Below are 15139 nucleotides of genomic sequence, written 5' to 3'. Positions count from 1 at the left end.
GCCCCCGGGGGAGGGCCTGCCGCCGCCGCTCACTCCACGTGGGTGTCCGCCGCCTCGACCTCTTCGCGGGTGACCCCCAGCAGATAGAGCACGGTGTCCAGGAACGGCACGTTGACCGCGGTGTGCGCGGCCTCGCGGACCACCGGCTTGGCGTTGAAGGCGACCCCCAGCCCCGCCATGTTGAGCATGTCCAGGTCATTGGCGCCGTCGCCGATCGCCACGGTCTGCGCCAGCGGCACCCCGGCCTCGTGGGCGAACCGCCGCAGCAGCCGGGCCTTGCCCGCCCGGTCCACGATCTCCCCGGTGACCCGGCCGGTGAGCTTGCCGTTGACGATCTCCAGGGTGTTGGCGGAGGCGAAGTCCAGCCCCAGCTCCTCCTGGAGCGCGTCGGTGACCTGCGTGAAGCCGCCCGAGACCACGCCGACTTGGTAACCGAGCCGCTTGAGGGTCCGGACGAGGGTGCGGGCCCCCGGCGTGAGCCGCACTTCCTTGCGGACGAGGTCCACCACGGACGCGTCCAGCCCGCGCAGCAGCGCGACCCGGGCGTGCAGCGACTGCTCGAAGTCCAGCTCCCCGCGCATCGCGGCGGCGGTCACCTCGGCGACCTCCGCCTCGCACCCGGCGTGCGCCGCGAACAGCTCGATGACCTCGTCCTGGATGAGGGTGGAGTCGACGTCCATCACCACCAGCCGCTGCGCCCGGCGCTGCAACCCGGCCGCGACCACCGCGACGTCCACCCCGAGGAGCGCCGCCTCCGGGGCCAGCACGGTGCGCAGGGCCTCGGTCTCCGCGCCCGAGACCGCGAACTCCACGGCCGTCACCGGATACTTGGCAAGCCGGAAAATACGGTCGATATTGCCCCCCGTGGCCGTTATGGCCGAGGCGATGGCGGCCGTCGACTCCGCGGTGAGCGGGTGTCCCAGCACGGTGACATGGGAGCGGCCGACGCCGCGCGGACGGTTGTCGCCGCGGCCGGAGATGATCTCGGCCTGGAGGTTCAGCGACTCGGCCCAGCTGTGCACGGTGGCCCGGAGGTCGCCTTCGGAGGAGCCGGTCGTGCCCTGACCGGGGGAGGGGGTGGTGACCAGCACGCACAGGGTGATGCGGCCCCGGGTCACCACCTGCTCGATGTCCACGACATCGACGGCGTAGGCGGCGAGGGTGTCGAAGAGGCCCGCGGTGATGCCGGGCCGGTCCTTCCCGAAGATCTTGACGAGGAGAGTCGGTACGTCTTCGCCTGGTGCGGCGGTGGCAGGCGGGGTCTGCGATGCGCTCATGGTGCCCTTACGGTAACCGGCGGACGGCCCCGACCGTACGGGTGCCCGGGGATTGGACCCCGCGCCCGCCGGGGTGCCGGAGCACCCCTGTGGCGGCCGGACACCACGTCCCGGGGGCGGCGCGTGATCGTTATGCACTCGTTTCCGCACCGGTCCGGTTGCACCGGTTCGAGGGGCCCGGCCGGCACGCCAACTCCCCTTTTGGTATGGCGTTTTCGGGCGGGGGAAGGTGTCCGGCGCCACACTCGATGGCCCAAATGCCCGGAATCCCTGGCATCGGCGACACTGCGGGCCTTTCCGGCTCTCCAGGAGGGTTCGTCGGATGCCGGCCGGAGCGCCCCGCGCCCCCGTCCCGTCCCGGTTTCCGATCGGTGGGCTGAGCCTGAAATAGTTCCTCACGATGTTTCGCCATCCCTAGACTTCCCGCACAGGGCGTCACTCGGGGGACTATGTAATGGGGCGTGGAGTGCCTGAACTCGTACTGGAATTGAACGGAAGGACCTGGCCGCTCGACCCGTCCAGGACCTACAGCGTGGGTCGTGATCCGCAGGGTGACATGGTGCTCGACGACGCCAGGGTCTCCTGGCGCCACGCCACCCTCCGATGGTCCGGCCGCAGCTGGCTCATCGAAGACCACGGCAGCACCAACGGCACCTACGTCCAGGGCCGGCGCGTCCAGCAACTGGAGGTCGGCCCCGGCACCGCCGTCCATCTGGGCAACGCCACCGACGGTCCGCGGCTGACCCTGTCCGCCGCGGCGGCGCCCGCCGACGCCTTCAGCGCGCCGCCCGCCGCGGCCGCTCCGCACCAGGGCTGGCAGCAGCCGCCCGCCCAGCAGCAGCCGCCGGCCCACCAGGACTGGCAGGCCCCGGCACAGGGCGGACAGCAGCCGCACGTCCCGCCCCAGCAGTCCCAACAGCCGCAGCAGCAGGCCGTCCCCGCGCAGCAGCGGCCCGCGCAGCCCCAGACACCGCAGGCCCGAGCCCAGCAGCCCCAGGCGCCGCAGCCCCAGGGCGGCGACCGCAGCCCGACCACCTTCCACCGCGTGGACATGGGCCGGGTGATGCGGATCGGCCGTGCGCTCGACAACGAGCTGGTCGTCTCCGACCTGCAGGTCTCCCGCCACCACGCGGAGTTCCGGGCCACCCCCGACGGCCGGTTCGAGATCCGCGACCTCGGCAGCCACAACGGCACCTACGTCAACGGCCAGCCGATCCCCAAGTCCGGCAGCGCACCGGTCGGCCCGAACGACACCGTCGGCGTCGGCCACTCCACCTTCCGCCTGGTCGGCGACCGCCTGGAGGAGTTCGTCGACACCGGCGAGGTCTCCTTCTCGGCCCGCCACCTCACCGTCACCGTCGAGGGCGGCAAGCAGATCCTCAAGGACGTCTCCTTCGGCGTCCCCGAGAAGTCGCTGATCGCCGTCATCGGCCCCTCCGGTTCCGGCAAGTCGACGCTGCTCAAGGCGCTGACCGGCTACCGCCCGGCCAACCAGGGCGAGGTCCTCTACGACAACCGGAACCTCTACAAGCACTTCGCCGAGCTGCGCCAGCGCGTCGGCCTGGTCCCGCAGGACGACATCCTCCACAAGGAGCTGACCGTCCAGAAGGCGCTCCGCTACGCCGCCAAGCTCCGCTTCCCCGGCGACACCGCGGAGTCCGAGCGGGAGGCCCGGATCGGCGAGGTGCTGCGCGAGCTCAAGCTCGACGTCCACAAGGAGAAGAAGGTCACCTCGCTCTCCGGCGGCCAGCGCAAGCGCGTCTCGGTCGCCCTGGAGCTGCTGACCAAGCCGTCGCTGATCTTCCTGGACGAGCCCACCTCGGGCCTCGACCCGGGCATGGACCGCGATGTCATGCAGCTGCTGCGCGGCCTCGCCGACGACGGCCGCACCGTCCTGGTCGTCACCCACTCGGTGGCCGAACTCGCCCTGTGCGACCGGCTGTTGGTGATGGCGCCGGGCGGCTCGGTGGCCTACTTCGGCCCGCCCGAGGAGGCGCTGAACTTCTTCCAGTACGAGACCTGGGCCGACGTCTTCTCGGCGTTCGAGAACTACCGCGACTACGACTGGGCCGGCCGCTGGCGCGGCTCCCCGCACTACCAGATGTACGCCGCGGACCTCGACGCCGCCCCGCCGCAGTCGGTCAACGTCCAGGCCCCGCCGGCCCGCATACAGAAGTCGCAGAGCTGGGGCTCCCAGCTGTGGACCCTGATGCGGCGCTATGTCTCGGTGCTCGCCTCCGACCGCGGCTTCCTCGCCCTGATGGTGATCCTGCCGGCCGTCCTCGGCGTGGTGTCGCTGCTGATCCCGAGCGACTACGGCCTCGGCTACGGCCCGATCGGCAAGCACCAGACCAACCGCGACGCGAGCACCATCTCGCTGATCCTCGCGGTCGGCATGTGCTTCTCCGGCGCGGCCAACTCGGTCCGCGAGCTGATCAAGGAACGGGTCATCTACGAGCGTGAACGGGCCACCGGCCTGTCGCGGTCGGCCTACCTGATGTCCAAGATCATCGTGCTGGGCGTGGCCACCGCCCTCCAGGGCGTGATCATCGCCGCCATCGGCTTCTCCACCCGGCAGATGCCCTCCCAGGGCCTGATCGTCGCCAAGGCCCCGGCCGTGGAGATGACGATCGCGATCATCGCCCTCGGCTTCACCTCGATGATGGTCGGCCTGATCATCTCGTCGCTGGTGAAGACCGCCGAGAAGACCATGCCGCTGCTGGTCATGTTCGCCATCGTCCAGGTCGTCTTCACCGGCGTCCTCTTCCAGCTCTTCGACACCGTCGGCGTCTCCCAGGTCTCCTGGCTGATGCCGTCCCGCTGGGCGGTCGCCGCACTCGGCGCCACCGAGGACATGAACACCCTGCTGCCGTGGGAGCCCGGCCACCCGGACCCGCTGTGGAAGCACCAGACCGGCGTCTACGTCATGGACGTGGTCATCCTGGTCGCCCTGGGCGTGACGCTCGCCCTCGTCGTCGCGCGGCTGCTGCGCCGCCACGAGCCGGAGGTCATGCGCAAGTAGCGCCCGCGGTCACCCGCCAGGCACGCCCGAGGGGCGGCACCCGGAAACGGGTGCCGCCCCTCGGCGGTGTACGGGGTCCGCGGTCCGCGGTGGAACGTCCGGCTCAGTAGGCCGAGTTGACGTTGTCCATCGAGCCGTAGCGGGCGGCCGCGTAGTTGCAGGCGGCGGTGATGTTGGCGACCGGGTCGTAGATGTTCCAGGAGGTACCGGAGACGTGGTACGCACGGAACGTCGGGTCGATGACCTGGAGCAGGCCCTTGGAGGGGATGCCCGCCTGGGCGTTGGAGTCCCAGAGGTTGATCGCCATGGGGTTGCCGGACGACTCGCGCATCAGGTTGCGGTAGATGCCGTTGTAGGAGCCCGGGATGTTGTGCTGGGCCATGATGTCCAGCGACTGGCGGATCCAGCCGTCCAGGTTGTTCGGGTAGACCTTGGCCGGCTTCTCGGCGGCGGCGGGGATGGCCTTGCGGACGGCGGCGCGGCTCGCGGCCTCCTTGACCTGGCGGTCCTTCTCGGCCTTCGCCTCGGCCTGCTTCTTCGCGGCCTCGGCCTTGCCCTGCGCGGCGGAGGCGTCGGCCTGCTGGGCTATGGTCGCCTGCTGGGCGCGGGCGGCGGTGTCGACGGCGCTGAAGGCCACCGGCTGGACGCTGACCGTGGCCGGAGCGGCCTCGGCCTTGCCCTGGCTGGCGTCGGCCCCCGGAACAGTGGTGAAGACCAGCGCGGCGGCACCCGCGGCGGCGATACCGGCGGCGGTGATCTTGTGAGTACGGGTCAGGTTCAGACCGGGGATGACGTTCTTGGGCATGGCGGACTCGACCTCTTCCGAAGGGGGACGACGCACGGGCCATGAGCGGAGGCAGAACGCCGAGTTCTGATCACGGCGCCGAGCGACGGGAGCCATTCTTAGCGGCCGGAAATTCGCCCGGCAATGATGTGACGTACGACCCCGGTTAGTGGAACCCGGGCCGCCCGGAATGCGTCCAGGGCGGAATATTCCCAGCTCACGGCTGGTCGGAAGGTCCACTAACCGGGGTCGTAAGTGACCTGCGCCCTATGCGCGGGGTCACATCGGGCAGGGGTTTATCTCGCCGGCAGTAATTGCAATCGCACAGGCTGTGTGTGGACTGTGGGCCGGCTGTGCCTTCTCAGACCTCGACCAGCACCTGGTCAAGGGACTTTCGCACCAGATCGGGCACCTGACAGTCCCGGGCCGGGTAGCCGACGGGGATCACCGCGAACGCCTTCTCGTTGGCCGGCCGCCCCAGCACCTCCTGAAGGAACCGCATCGGGCTCGGCGTGTGCACCAGCGCCGCCAGCCCCGACAGGTGCAGCGCGGACAGCAGCATGCCGACCGCGATGCCCACCGACTCGTCCACGTAGTAGTGCTTGCGCCTGGTGCCGTCCGGGCCCAGCCAGTGCCGCTGCTGGAAGACCACGATCAGCTGCGGGGCGTCGGTCAGATGCGGCTTGACCTCGTCCGTGCCCAGCGGCCGCAGCGCCGCCAGCCACTCCTCGCCCAGCCGCCCCTCGTAGGAGCGCCGCTCCTCGGCCTCCGCGGCCGCCCGGATCCGGCGGCGCACCTCGGGGTCCTTGACCAGCACGAACGTCCATGGCTGCTGATGGGCCCCGGACGGCGCGGTGGCCGCGCAGGCGATCGCGTCCCGGACCACCTGCTCCGGCACCGGGTCCGCGGCGAACTGCCGGACCGTCCGCCGGCGGTCCATCCGCTCCCGCAGCTCGGCGGCGCGGGCCAGGGACTCGGCCGCGGGCATCCGCTCCGGCCGGTACGGCACCGGGCGGTAGGGCTCTCCGTGCGTCGGCGTCCAGGGCTTCGCGGGGGCTGCCGGCGATGTCGGCGCGGTACGCGCCTGTGATGAAGAGGACATGGCCCGAGTCTCGGACCGCACCGGCGCCGGGAGACGCGGATCACGGGATTCCTGCCGAGACCACCCGGGTCCGTGACGGGATCGGCGCGAACCCGCCCCTGGGGATCGCCCTACCTGTCCCTATATAAGGGGAGAAATAAGGATTGCCGGATGTCGCCAGAGCCGCCACATCAACGGCATCGCCCATCGACCACCGGACCCCTCCTTATGGGACGCCTCCATATAAGGGGAGTAAGGCGGAAGATAAGGAGAGAGTCCGGGCAAACCACCGCAAAGCAATCAACCCGGGATGCCGCAGCGCCCGCGTCGAGCCGCCCACCGGGCCGTCCGTCCTAGGCCCCCGGCCGTAGGCACGCAGCGTCGGCGGACCGATACGCGCTGGTCGGCACGCCGGTACGGTGAAGCCATGAGCAACGGACCGGGAGCCGGGATCCCCGCGGTGAGCACCGCGATCCTGGCCATGAGCAGGCATCTGGAGGTGCGCGACGTCCTCAAGACGATCGTCGCCTCGGCCCGTGAGCTGCTGGACGCCGAGTACGCCGCGCTCGGCGTGCCGGACGACCACGGGGGCTTCGCCCAGTTCGTCGTCGACGGCGTCAGCGCCGAGCAGTGGAAGGCCATCGGCCCGCTGCCCCGCCAGCACGGCATCCTCGCCGCGATGCTGCACAACGCCACCCCCGAGCGGCTCGCCGACGTCCGCGAGGACCCCCGCTTCGGCGGCTGGCCCGCCGCCCACCCGGACATGTCCGACTTCCTCGGCCTCCCGGTCGCCGACGGCGACGAGATCCTCGGCGCCCTGTTCCTGGCCAACAAGCGCTGCCCCCAGAACCCTCCTTCCCGCGGGGACGGCTGCCGCTTCACCGAGGAGGACGAGCGCCTGCTCGGCATACTCGCCCAGCACGCCGCCATCGCCCTCACCAACGCCCGTCTCTACGAGCGCAGCCGCGAGCTGACCATCGCCGGCGAGCGCGCCCGGCTCGCCCACGAGCTGCACGACGCGGTCGCCCAGAAGCTCTTCTCGCTCCGGCTCACCGCCCAGGCCGCGACCGCCCTGGTCGACCGCGACCCGGCCCGGGCCAAGGACGAGCTCCACCAGGTCGCCGCGCTGGCCGCGGAGGCCGCCGACGAGCTCCGCGCCGCCGTCGTCGAGCTGCGCCCCGCCGCCCTGGACGAGGACGGCCTGGTGGCCACCCTGCGCTCCCAGTGCCAGGTCCTCGACCGCGCCCACTCCGCCCACGTCACCTTCACCGCCCACGGCGTGCGCGCCCTGCCCTCCGCCCAGGAGGAGGCGCTGCTCCGGGTCGCCCAGGAGGCGCTGCACAACGCGCTGCGGCACTCCGGCGCCGGACACGTCGAGGTCAGCGTCACCCGCTTCGGCCAGGGCGCCCGGCTGCGGGTCGCCGACGACGGCCGGGGCTTCGACACCCGCGCGGTCCGCCGGGCCGGCCGGCACCTGGGACTGGTGTCGATGCGCGACCGCGCCGGCGGCGTCGGTGGCAGGCTCACGGTGGAATCGGAGCCCGGCAAGGGCACCGCTGTCGAGATGGAGGTGCCCGGTGGCTGACACCACGCGCGGCGGTACGGAACGGGCCACGGGCGAGGGGCACGCGATCCGTGTCCTGCTCGTCGACGACCACCAGGTCGTACGCCGCGGTCTGCGGACGTTCCTGGAGGTCCAGGACGACATCCAGGTGGTGGGGGAGGCGTCGGACGGCGCGGAGGGCATCGCCGCGACCGAGCAACTGCGCCCGGACGTCGTCCTCATGGACATCAAGATGCCCGGCATGGACGGCATCGAGGCCCTCCGCCGGCTCCGCGCCCTCGACAGCCCGGCCAAGGTGCTGGTCGTCACCAGCTTCACCGAGCAGCGCACCGTCGTCCCGGCCCTGCGCGCCGGCGCCGCCGGCTACGTCTACAAGGACATCGACCCCGACGCCCTGGCCGGCGCCATCCGCTCGGTGCACGCCGGGCATGTGCTGCTCCAGCCCGAGGTGGCCGGCGCCCTGCTCTCCCAGGAGGAGGGCAACGGCGGTCAGGGGCGCGGGAGTTCGCTCACGGACCGGGAGCGCGAGGTGCTGGGCCTGATCGCGGACGGCCGCTCCAACCGCGAGATCGCCCGCGCGCTGGTGCTGTCGGAGAAGACCGTCAAGACCCATGTCTCCAACATCCTGATGAAGCTCGACCTCGCCGACCGCACCCAGGCCGCCCTGTGGGCCGTCCGGCACGGCATCGGGGCCTGAATCACGGGGGAGCGGCGCCTGCTGACGAGGTATCAGAACGATTAGCCGAACGTCGCCTCACGGGTACCGGATTCATACTGTCGTGTATACGTAGCCCGTTTGGCGTATCCCAGCTCCGTGCCGGGCCGTTTCCCAGTGCAGTCGTGGCGGCTGGCCACGGCATCGGCAACGAGGAGCAAGAGAAGTGAAGAACATCAAGCGGGTTGCGGCCATCACGATGGCGGGTGCCGGTCTCGTACTGGCGGGTGCCGGCGTCGCCTCCGCGCACGACGGCCCGCAGTCCCAGGGTGCCGCGGTGCAGTCCCCGGGTGTCCTGTCGGGCAACGTCGTCCAGGCCCCGGTGGACGTCCCCGTGAACGTCTGCGGCAACACCATCTCCGTGGTCGGCCTGCTCAACCCGGTCTTCGGCAACGCCTGCCACAACGACTGACCGTCGGAGCGCCCGCTCCGACCACCCGACCCCTGCGCCGGGCTCTCACCGGCCCGCGCGGGTCGCCCGGACCGGCCCCGCCAGCCCTGGCCGTGCGGCCGGTCCGCTCTCCACCACCACCGTCATTCCGGCCCAGTGCCACCACGTGAGGATCACGCCACCATGAACAGCGTCAAAAAGGCCGCCCTTGTCCTTGCCACCACCGGTCTCGCCGTCGGTGCCGCCGCCGGTTCGGCGTTCGCCCACGACGGCGGGCACGCCAAGGGCGAGGCCGTGAACTCCCCGGGCGTGCTGTCGGGCAACGTCGTCCAGTCCCCGGTGCACACCCCCGCGAACGTCAGCGGCAACAGCATCAACGTCGTGGGCGTGCTCAACCCCGCCTTCGGCAACCCGGCCGTCAACGACTGACGCCACCCGGCCCCGGGCTCGACTCCCGGGCCGTCCAGGGCACTTCCGCCCCGGCTCTCTCTCCGGGCCCCGCCGGCCGCACCATGGCCGGCGGGGCCTTCGCCGTCTCACCCCCGGCGCCGCTCGCGTTCCTCGACCGCGGAGTTGTACGCCGCCACCTGCGCCCGGCGGGCCGTGCGCTCCACCGGCCGCAGCGCCTCGGCGCGGGCCGCGATCTCCGACGAGCTGACCGCCGCGCCGTGCTCCCGGCCGTCCCCGGCCGTGCCCCGGGCGATGCCGATCAGCGCGCCGACCCGCTGGGCCAGCTCCAGCACCCGCACCGCCCGCGGCGGATAGCCCGGCGCCAGCAGCCGCCGGCCGGCCTCCGCCCGCGCCCGATACGCCGCCAGCGCCGCGTCCGCCACCGGGCCGGAGCCGGCCACGTCCAGCCGGGAGAGCACCTCCGTCGCCTCCCGCAGCGCCTCCGCCAGCTCCCGCTCCGCTTCGCCCAGCGACGGCACATCGGCGGGCGGCGCCTCCCGCGCCGGCAGGCAGTGCCAGACCACCTCGACATGCACATCCGGTCCGGCGGCGCCCTCGGGACCCGCCTCGTGGACCTCCGGGACCAGGCCCAGTGCGGCGCCCTGGGCGAGCACCGCCTCCCCGGCCTCCAGTGCCCGTGCGTTGAACTCCGGCGGGCCGCTCAGGCCCAGCGGGTGTCCCGGCACCGGCAGCGCCACCCGCAGGCCGGTCGCGCCGAGCGTCCGCAGCCGCCCCAGGGCGAGCGTCAGGCCGACCGGGCCGTCCTCCCCGGGCAGGCCCGAGACGCGATGGACGGCGTCGTCGTCCGCGATGCGGTGCGCGGCGTCATCAGGTGAGACAAGTCCGGCCAAAAGGGCATTTCCCCATGCCGCCAGCCGTCCTGAGCGAGGTTCGTCGAGCATGGCCCCCAGCCTAGGGAACAGCACTGACAGCGAGTGGCGTAGGTTTGCAGGGGGGCTGCGCCTACAGGCGCACACGACGACCGAGAAGCAATGGGAGACAGTGCGCTCATGAGCGATGTGCTGGAGCTGGTGGACGTATCCGTGGTCCGCGACGGACGGGCTCTGGTGGACCAGGTCTCGTGGTCGGTGAAGGAGGGGGAGCGCTGGGTGATCCTCGGCCCCAACGGCGCCGGCAAGACCACCCTGCTGAACGTGGCCTCCAGCTACCTCTTCCCCAGCGCCGGCACCGCCCGGATCCTCGGCGAGCGGCTGGGCCGCGTCGACGTCTTCGACCTGCGCCCGCGCATCGGCATCGCCGGCATCGCGCTCGCCGACAAGCTGCCGCGCAGCCAGACCGTGCTGCAGACGGTCCTCACCGCCGCCTACGGCATGACCGCCACCTGGCGCGAGGACTACGACGAGATCGACGAGCAGCGCGCCCGCGCCTTCCTCGACCGCCTCGGGATGAACGCCTACCTCGACCGGAAGTTCGGCACCCTCTCCGAGGGTGAGCGCAAGCGCACCCTGATCGCCCGCGCGATGATGACCGACCCCGAGCTCCTCCTGCTGGACGAGCCCGCCGCCGGCCTCGACCTCGGCGGCCGCGAGGACCTGGTGCGCCGCCTCGGCCGGCTCGCCCGCGACCCCTACGCACCCTCGATGATCATGGTCACCCACCACGTCGAGGAGATCCCGCCGGGCTTCACCCATGTCCTGATGATCCGTCAGGGAAAGGTGCTGGCCGCCGGTCCGCTCGACCTGGAGCTGACCTCCAGCAACCTCTCGCACTGCTTCGGGCTCCCGCTCGTCGTCGACCGCAACGGCGCCGACCGCTGGACCGCCCAGGGCCTTCCCCTCAAGTGACCGCCCGCCCGTCGCCCGCCACCGCCCCGAGTGGAAGCTCCCCCAGACTTCGTCCGGGGGTACCCCCATCGCGCTGCGGCACTGGTCGTTGACTTGTCGCGCCCTGTCCCCGGGCCGCCCGACGGACCTACCATGAGGCCGTGGATCCATGGGTGTGGTGGCTGATCGCCGCCGTAGGACTGGGTATTCCGCTCGTCGTGACCGCGATGCCCGAATTCGGGATGTTCGCGGTCGGCGCCATCGCCGGTGCCGTCACCGCAGCGCTCGGTGGCGGCACCGTTCCGCAGGTCCTGGTGTTCGTGGTGGTGTCCATCGCGCTGATCGCCGTCGTCCGGCCGATCGCCAACCGCCACCGAGGCCAGAGCCCCCGCCTCGCCTCCGGCATCGACGCCCTGAAGGGCCGGACCGCCACCGTCCTGGAGCGGGTCGACGCCGGCGATGGCGGCCGCATCAAACTCGCCGGGGAGGTCTGGTCCGCCCGCGCCCTCGACGGCGAGCACGTCTACGAACCCGGCCAGCAGGTCGACGTGGTGGAGATCGAGGGTGCCACCGCCCTCGTCATCTGACCGAACCCGGTGCACGACGCCCCACACCTCTGAAAGACTGATCAACCACAAAGCCGGCCACGGCCGGACGGACGGACCAGCAACGAAGGGCAACGGGAGCCGCTGTGGATATCATCATCGTCCTGATCATCCTGGTGGTGCTCGTGTTCATCGCGCTCCTCAAAACGATCCAGGTCATTCCCCAGGCCAGCGCCGCCATCGTCGAGCGCTTCGGTCGCTACACCCGCACCCTCAACGCCGGCCTGAACATCGTCGTCCCGTTCATCGACACCATCCGCAACCGCATCGACCTCCGCGAACAGGTCGTGCCGTTCCCGCCGCAGCCGGTGATCACGCAGGACAACCTCGTCGTCAACATCGACACCGTCATCTACTACCAGGTCACCGACGCACGGGCCGCCACCTACGAAGTCGCCAGCTACATCCAGGCGATCGAGCAGCTCACCGTCACCACGCTCCGCAACATCATCGGCGGCATGGACCTCGAACGCACCCTGACCTCCCGCGAGGAGATCAACGCGGCGCTGCGCGGCGTCCTCGACGAGGCCACCGGCAAGTGGGGCATCCGCGTCAACCGCGTCGAGCTCAAGGCGATCGAGCCGCCCACCTCCATCCAGGACTCGATGGAGAAGCAGATGCGCGCCGACCGTGACAAGCGCGCCGCCATCCTCCAGGCCGAGGGCGTCCGGCAGTCCGAGATCCTCACCGCCGAGGGCCAGAAGCAGTCCGCGATCCTGCGCGCCGAGGGTGAGGCCAAGGCCGCGGCCCTGCGTGCCGAGGGCGAGGCCCAGGCGATCCGGGTGGTCTTCGAGTCCATTCACGCCGGCGACCCGGACCAGAAGCTGCTGTCGTACCAGTACCTCCAGATGCTCCCGAAGATCGCCGAGGGCGACGCCAACAAGCTCTGGATCGTCCCCAGCGAGATCGGCGACGCACTCAAGGGCCTCGGCGGCGCCATCGGCAACTTCAACCCCACGGGTGGTGCCACCATCCCCAAGCCCGGCGGCGGCCCCGAGCGCCAAGCGCCCCCGATCGACTGACGCCGCGTCACCCCTCGTGCATGATCAGGGTTGCCCCTCGACCTCAAGGGCGGGGAGGCAACCCTGATCACGTGAGGAGCTGGGTTTGTCCCTCTGGGAAGCAGTCGCAGTCTTCGCCGCCGGCCTGGGCGCCGGCACCATCAACACCATCGTCGGTTCCGGAACCCTGATCACCTTCCCCGTCCTGCTCGCCGTCGGCCTCCCACCGGTGACCGCGAACGTCTCCAACTCCCTTGGCCTGGTGCCCGGTTCGGTCAGCGGCGCGATAGGGTACCGCCGCGAACTGCGCGGCCAGGGGCGCCGGATACTGCGCTTCAGCGCCGCCGCCGTCGTCGGCGGCCTGGCCGGCGCGGTCCTGCTGCTCGCGCTGCCCTCCGGCGCGTTCAAGGCGGTCGTCCCCGGTCTGATCGCCGTGGCCCTCGTCCTCGTCGTCGCACAGCCCCGGCTCGCCGCCGCGGTCCGCGCCCGCCGCGCCCGCAACGACACCGCCGGCCACCGCGACGGAGGGTGCGGGCTCATCACCGGCCTGCTGCTGGCCAGCGTCTACGGCGGCTACTTCGGCGCCGCCCAGGGCATCATCTACCTCTCCCTGATGGGCGTCCTGCTCAGCGACGACCTCCAGCGCATCAACGCCATCAAGAACGTCCTCACCGCCCTGGTGAACGCCGTCGCCGCGGTCTTCTTCCTCTTCGTCGCCCACTTCGACTGGACCGCGGTCGCTCTGATCGCGGTCTCCTCCGCGCTCGGCGGCCAGATAGGCGCCAGGATCGGCCGCCGCCTGCCGCCGATCGCCCTGCGCGCCGTGATCGTCGCGGTGGGACTGGTGGCCATCGTCCAACTCCTCCTGAAATAAGGGGAGTCGGGCGACAACCGCCGGTCCTTCATGCTCTCCTGGGCCGGGAGCTGGGCCGGGAGCTAGGCCGGGAGCGCCAGCCAGTCCGGCAGCTCGTCCCGCACGGACACCCCCAGGGCCGACACCAGCGCATCCGCCGGCGTCGGCACGAACGGCCGCCGGAGCAGCCGCATCCCCGCCTGCTCGGGCGTCCGGTCCGCCTTGCGGTGGTTGTCCTCCGCACACGAGGCGACGGTATTCAGCCAGGTGTCCCCGCCACCGTGCGACCGCGGCAGCACGTGGTCCACGGTCGTCGCCCGCTTCCCGCAGTACGCGCATCTGTGCTGGTCACGCGCCAGCACCCCGCGCCGGGACCACGGCGCCTGTTTTCGGAACGGCACCCGGACGTATCTGCTGAGCCTGATCACCCGCGGCACCGGCACATCCACCGACGCCGCCCGGATCCGCATCCCCGGGTGGGCGTGCTCGACGACCGCCTTGTCCTGCATGACCAGCACCACCGCGCGCCGCAGCGACACCGTCGCCAGCGGCTCGAAGCTCGCATTCAGCACCAGCGTCTCGCGCATCCCGTCCACCTCCCGGACCCCGATCGCCCCCGTGGCGAAGTGGCTCCACTGTGCAGGGGCAGGTATTTCCCGGACAACGCAATTTCCGTGTGCCACAAGGGAAATGGCGGGTGGACGCCGCGTGAAGAACAGGTGCGCCACAACGGCGGCGGGCGCGCGCGAGCAGCGCGGAAAGAGAGAACGCTCCGGGTTCCGACCCCCGTGACACACGGACCCCGGAGCGGACGACAGCCGACGCGGACATCCCCTGACGCGGGACTCCGGACGGAGCCGGGGCGCCTCCCATGCCCTCGGGACATGGGGGAGTGGGCGCACACACCAGCGCCCCGGCGCTCCCGTCACCGCGGTACCGGCTGCCCGCCACCTCGTGGAGGCGGCGCTACGGACACCACTGTGCGCGGCGGAAACACCGGGGCGCAACGCATTTCCCCGGACCCGGCGGAACTCCGCGGGCCCGGTCCGTGCCGGCCGCCCTAGCCGGCGGCGGGCACCTCGTACTCGCCGATCAGCTGGGCCCGCCCGATCGTGTGGAACCGCAGATTGAAGCCGACCACCGCGGGCGAGACGTCCGCGTCCGGCCCCAGCTTCTCCTGGTCCACCGCGTAGACGGTGAACACATAGCGGTGCGGCCCGTCGCCGGGCGGCGGCGCGGCACCCCCGAAGTCCCGCGTCCCGTAGTCGTTGCGGACGTGCACGGCCCCCTCGGGGAGCCCCTTCATGTCACCGCTGCCCGCCCCGGCCGGCAGCTCCGTCACCGACGCCGGGATGTCGAACAGCACCCAGTGCCAGAACCCGCTGCCGGTCGGCGCGTCGGGGTCGTAGCAGGTGACGGCGTAGCTCGCGGTCCCCGCGGGCGCGCCCTGCCACCGCAGCTGCGGCGAGCGGTTCCCACCGGAGTGGACCTGCTCCGGCCGCAGCGTCCCGCCCGGCTCCACCTCCTCGCTCACCACCGTGAACTCCGCCACCGGCGGGTGGAAATCGTGCGGGAGCGGCCGCCGCTTCAGCTCGGACACCTCGGACCTCCT

15 protein-coding genes are annotated in these 15139 nt (G+C 71.6%); 9 read left to right on the top strand and 6 right to left on the bottom strand.

Annotated elements, in window-relative coordinates:
• Nucleotides 1-29: 29 nt before the first annotated feature.
• Complete coding sequence (gene serB, locus K2224_RS24915; protein WP_221908728.1) at nt 30-1277, bottom strand: phosphoserine phosphatase SerB; 1248 nt, start codon at nt 1275-1277, stop codon at nt 30-32.
• A gap of 454 nt (nt 1278-1731) precedes the next feature.
• Between serB and K2224_RS24910 the strand changes: the two genes are divergently transcribed.
• Complete coding sequence (locus tag K2224_RS24910; protein WP_221908727.1) at nt 1732-4299, top strand: FHA domain-containing protein; 2568 nt, start codon at nt 1732-1734, stop codon at nt 4297-4299.
• 103 nt (nt 4300-4402) lie between these two features.
• Here the strand turns inward: K2224_RS24910 and K2224_RS24905 are convergent, their stop codons facing one another.
• Nucleotides 4403-5104, bottom strand: a complete 702-nt coding sequence (locus K2224_RS24905; protein ID WP_221908726.1) for a transglycosylase SLT domain-containing protein — start codon at nt 5102-5104, stop codon at nt 4403-4405.
• 340 nt (nt 5105-5444) lie between these two features.
• Nucleotides 5445-6185, bottom strand: a complete 741-nt coding sequence (locus K2224_RS24900; protein ID WP_369356224.1) for a nitroreductase family protein — start codon at nt 6183-6185, stop codon at nt 5445-5447.
• Between the two features lie 406 nt (nt 6186-6591).
• Between K2224_RS24900 and K2224_RS24895 the strand changes: the two genes are divergently transcribed.
• The 4 genes from K2224_RS24895 (at nt 6592) to K2224_RS24880 (ending at nt 9263) form a co-directional block, all read left to right on the top strand.
• The gene (locus K2224_RS24895; RefSeq protein ID WP_221908725.1) at nt 6592-7749 is read left to right on the top strand and encodes a GAF domain-containing sensor histidine kinase; all 1158 of its coding nucleotides are present in this window, start codon (nt 6592-6594) and stop codon (nt 7747-7749) included.
• Nucleotides 7742-8425, top strand: coding sequence for a response regulator transcription factor (locus K2224_RS24890; protein ID WP_221908724.1), 684 nt, complete (start codon nt 7742-7744; stop codon nt 8423-8425). The genes K2224_RS24895 and K2224_RS24890 overlap by 8 nt, the downstream gene beginning before the upstream one ends.
• A gap of 217 nt (nt 8426-8642) precedes the next feature.
• Entirely contained in the window at nt 8643-8855 is a 213-nt protein-coding gene (locus K2224_RS24885; protein WP_221909914.1) for a chaplin, read from the top strand.
• Nucleotides 8856-9017: 162 nt separating this feature from the next.
• Nucleotides 9018-9263: a chaplin gene (locus K2224_RS24880; RefSeq protein WP_221908723.1), complete on the top strand. Its 246-nt coding sequence runs from the start codon at nt 9018-9020 to the stop codon at nt 9261-9263.
• 107 nt (nt 9264-9370) lie between these two features.
• Here K2224_RS24880 and K2224_RS24875 read toward each other — a convergent pair whose 3' ends face one another.
• On the bottom strand, nt 9371-10186 hold the full coding sequence (locus tag K2224_RS24875) for a hypothetical protein (protein ID WP_221908722.1): 816 nt from the start codon (nt 10184-10186) through the stop codon (nt 9371-9373).
• A gap of 90 nt (nt 10187-10276) precedes the next feature.
• Here K2224_RS24875 and K2224_RS24870 point away from each other — a divergent pair, with 90 nt between their 5' ends.
• From K2224_RS24870 to K2224_RS24855, 4 genes are all read left to right on the top strand, one after another.
• The gene (locus tag K2224_RS24870) at nt 10277-11089 is read left to right on the top strand and encodes an ABC transporter ATP-binding protein (RefSeq protein ID WP_221908721.1); all 813 of its coding nucleotides are present in this window, start codon (nt 10277-10279) and stop codon (nt 11087-11089) included.
• A gap of 152 nt (nt 11090-11241) precedes the next feature.
• The gene (locus tag K2224_RS24865) at nt 11242-11655 is read left to right on the top strand and encodes an NfeD family protein (protein ID WP_221909913.1); all 414 of its coding nucleotides are present in this window, start codon (nt 11242-11244) and stop codon (nt 11653-11655) included.
• Between the two features lie 104 nt (nt 11656-11759).
• The gene (locus K2224_RS24860) at nt 11760-12695 is read left to right on the top strand and encodes an SPFH domain-containing protein (protein ID WP_221908720.1); all 936 of its coding nucleotides are present in this window, start codon (nt 11760-11762) and stop codon (nt 12693-12695) included.
• Nucleotides 12696-12780: 85 nt separating this feature from the next.
• On the top strand, nt 12781-13548 hold the full coding sequence (locus K2224_RS24855) for a sulfite exporter TauE/SafE family protein (RefSeq protein WP_221908719.1): 768 nt from the start codon (nt 12781-12783) through the stop codon (nt 13546-13548).
• A 62-nt stretch (nt 13549-13610) separates the two neighbouring features.
• Here the strand turns inward: K2224_RS24855 and K2224_RS24850 are convergent, their stop codons facing one another.
• On the bottom strand, nt 13611-14114 hold the full coding sequence (locus tag K2224_RS24850) for an HNH endonuclease (protein WP_221908718.1): 504 nt from the start codon (nt 14112-14114) through the stop codon (nt 13611-13613).
• 473 nt (nt 14115-14587) lie between these two features.
• A complete protein-coding gene (locus K2224_RS24845) occupies nt 14588-15127 on the bottom strand; it encodes a YbhB/YbcL family Raf kinase inhibitor-like protein (RefSeq protein WP_221908717.1) in 540 nt (179 codons plus the stop codon).
• Nucleotides 15128-15139: the final 12 nt, after the last annotated feature.

Origin of the sequence: Streptomyces sp. BHT-5-2 (genome assembly GCF_019774615.1) — a bacterium.
Classification (GTDB): domain Bacteria; phylum Actinomycetota; class Actinomycetes; order Streptomycetales; family Streptomycetaceae; genus Streptomyces.
The sequence above is the reverse complement of the archived record's forward strand: the minus strand, read 5'-3'. Positions and strand labels throughout refer to the sequence as shown.

Coding starts and splice junctions, on each gene's coding strand:
- K2224_RS24870 (WP_221908721.1), top strand. CDS start 10,277: ATGGGAGACAGTGCGCTCATGAGCGATGTGCTGGAGCTGGTGGACGTA.
- K2224_RS24900 (WP_369356224.1), bottom strand. CDS start 6,185: ATGTCCTCTTCATCACAGGCGCGTACCGCGCCGACATCGCCGGCAGCC.
- K2224_RS24875 (WP_221908722.1), bottom strand. CDS start 10,186: ATGCTCGACGAACCTCGCTCAGGACGGCTGGCGGCATGGGGAAATGCC.
- K2224_RS24850 (WP_221908718.1), bottom strand. CDS start 14,114: ATGCGCGAGACGCTGGTGCTGAATGCGAGCTTCGAGCCGCTGGCGACG.
- serB (WP_221908728.1), bottom strand. CDS start 1,277: ATGAGCGCATCGCAGACCCCGCCTGCCACCGCCGCACCAGGCGAAGAC.
- K2224_RS24895 (WP_221908725.1), top strand. CDS start 6,592: ATGAGCAACGGACCGGGAGCCGGGATCCCCGCGGTGAGCACCGCGATC.
- K2224_RS24885 (WP_221909914.1), top strand. CDS start 8,643: ATGGCGGGTGCCGGTCTCGTACTGGCGGGTGCCGGCGTCGCCTCCGCG.
- K2224_RS24905 (WP_221908726.1), bottom strand. CDS start 5,104: ATGCCCAAGAACGTCATCCCCGGTCTGAACCTGACCCGTACTCACAAG.
- K2224_RS24880 (WP_221908723.1), top strand. CDS start 9,018: ATGAACAGCGTCAAAAAGGCCGCCCTTGTCCTTGCCACCACCGGTCTC.
- K2224_RS24910 (WP_221908727.1), top strand. CDS start 1,732: ATGGGGCGTGGAGTGCCTGAACTCGTACTGGAATTGAACGGAAGGACC.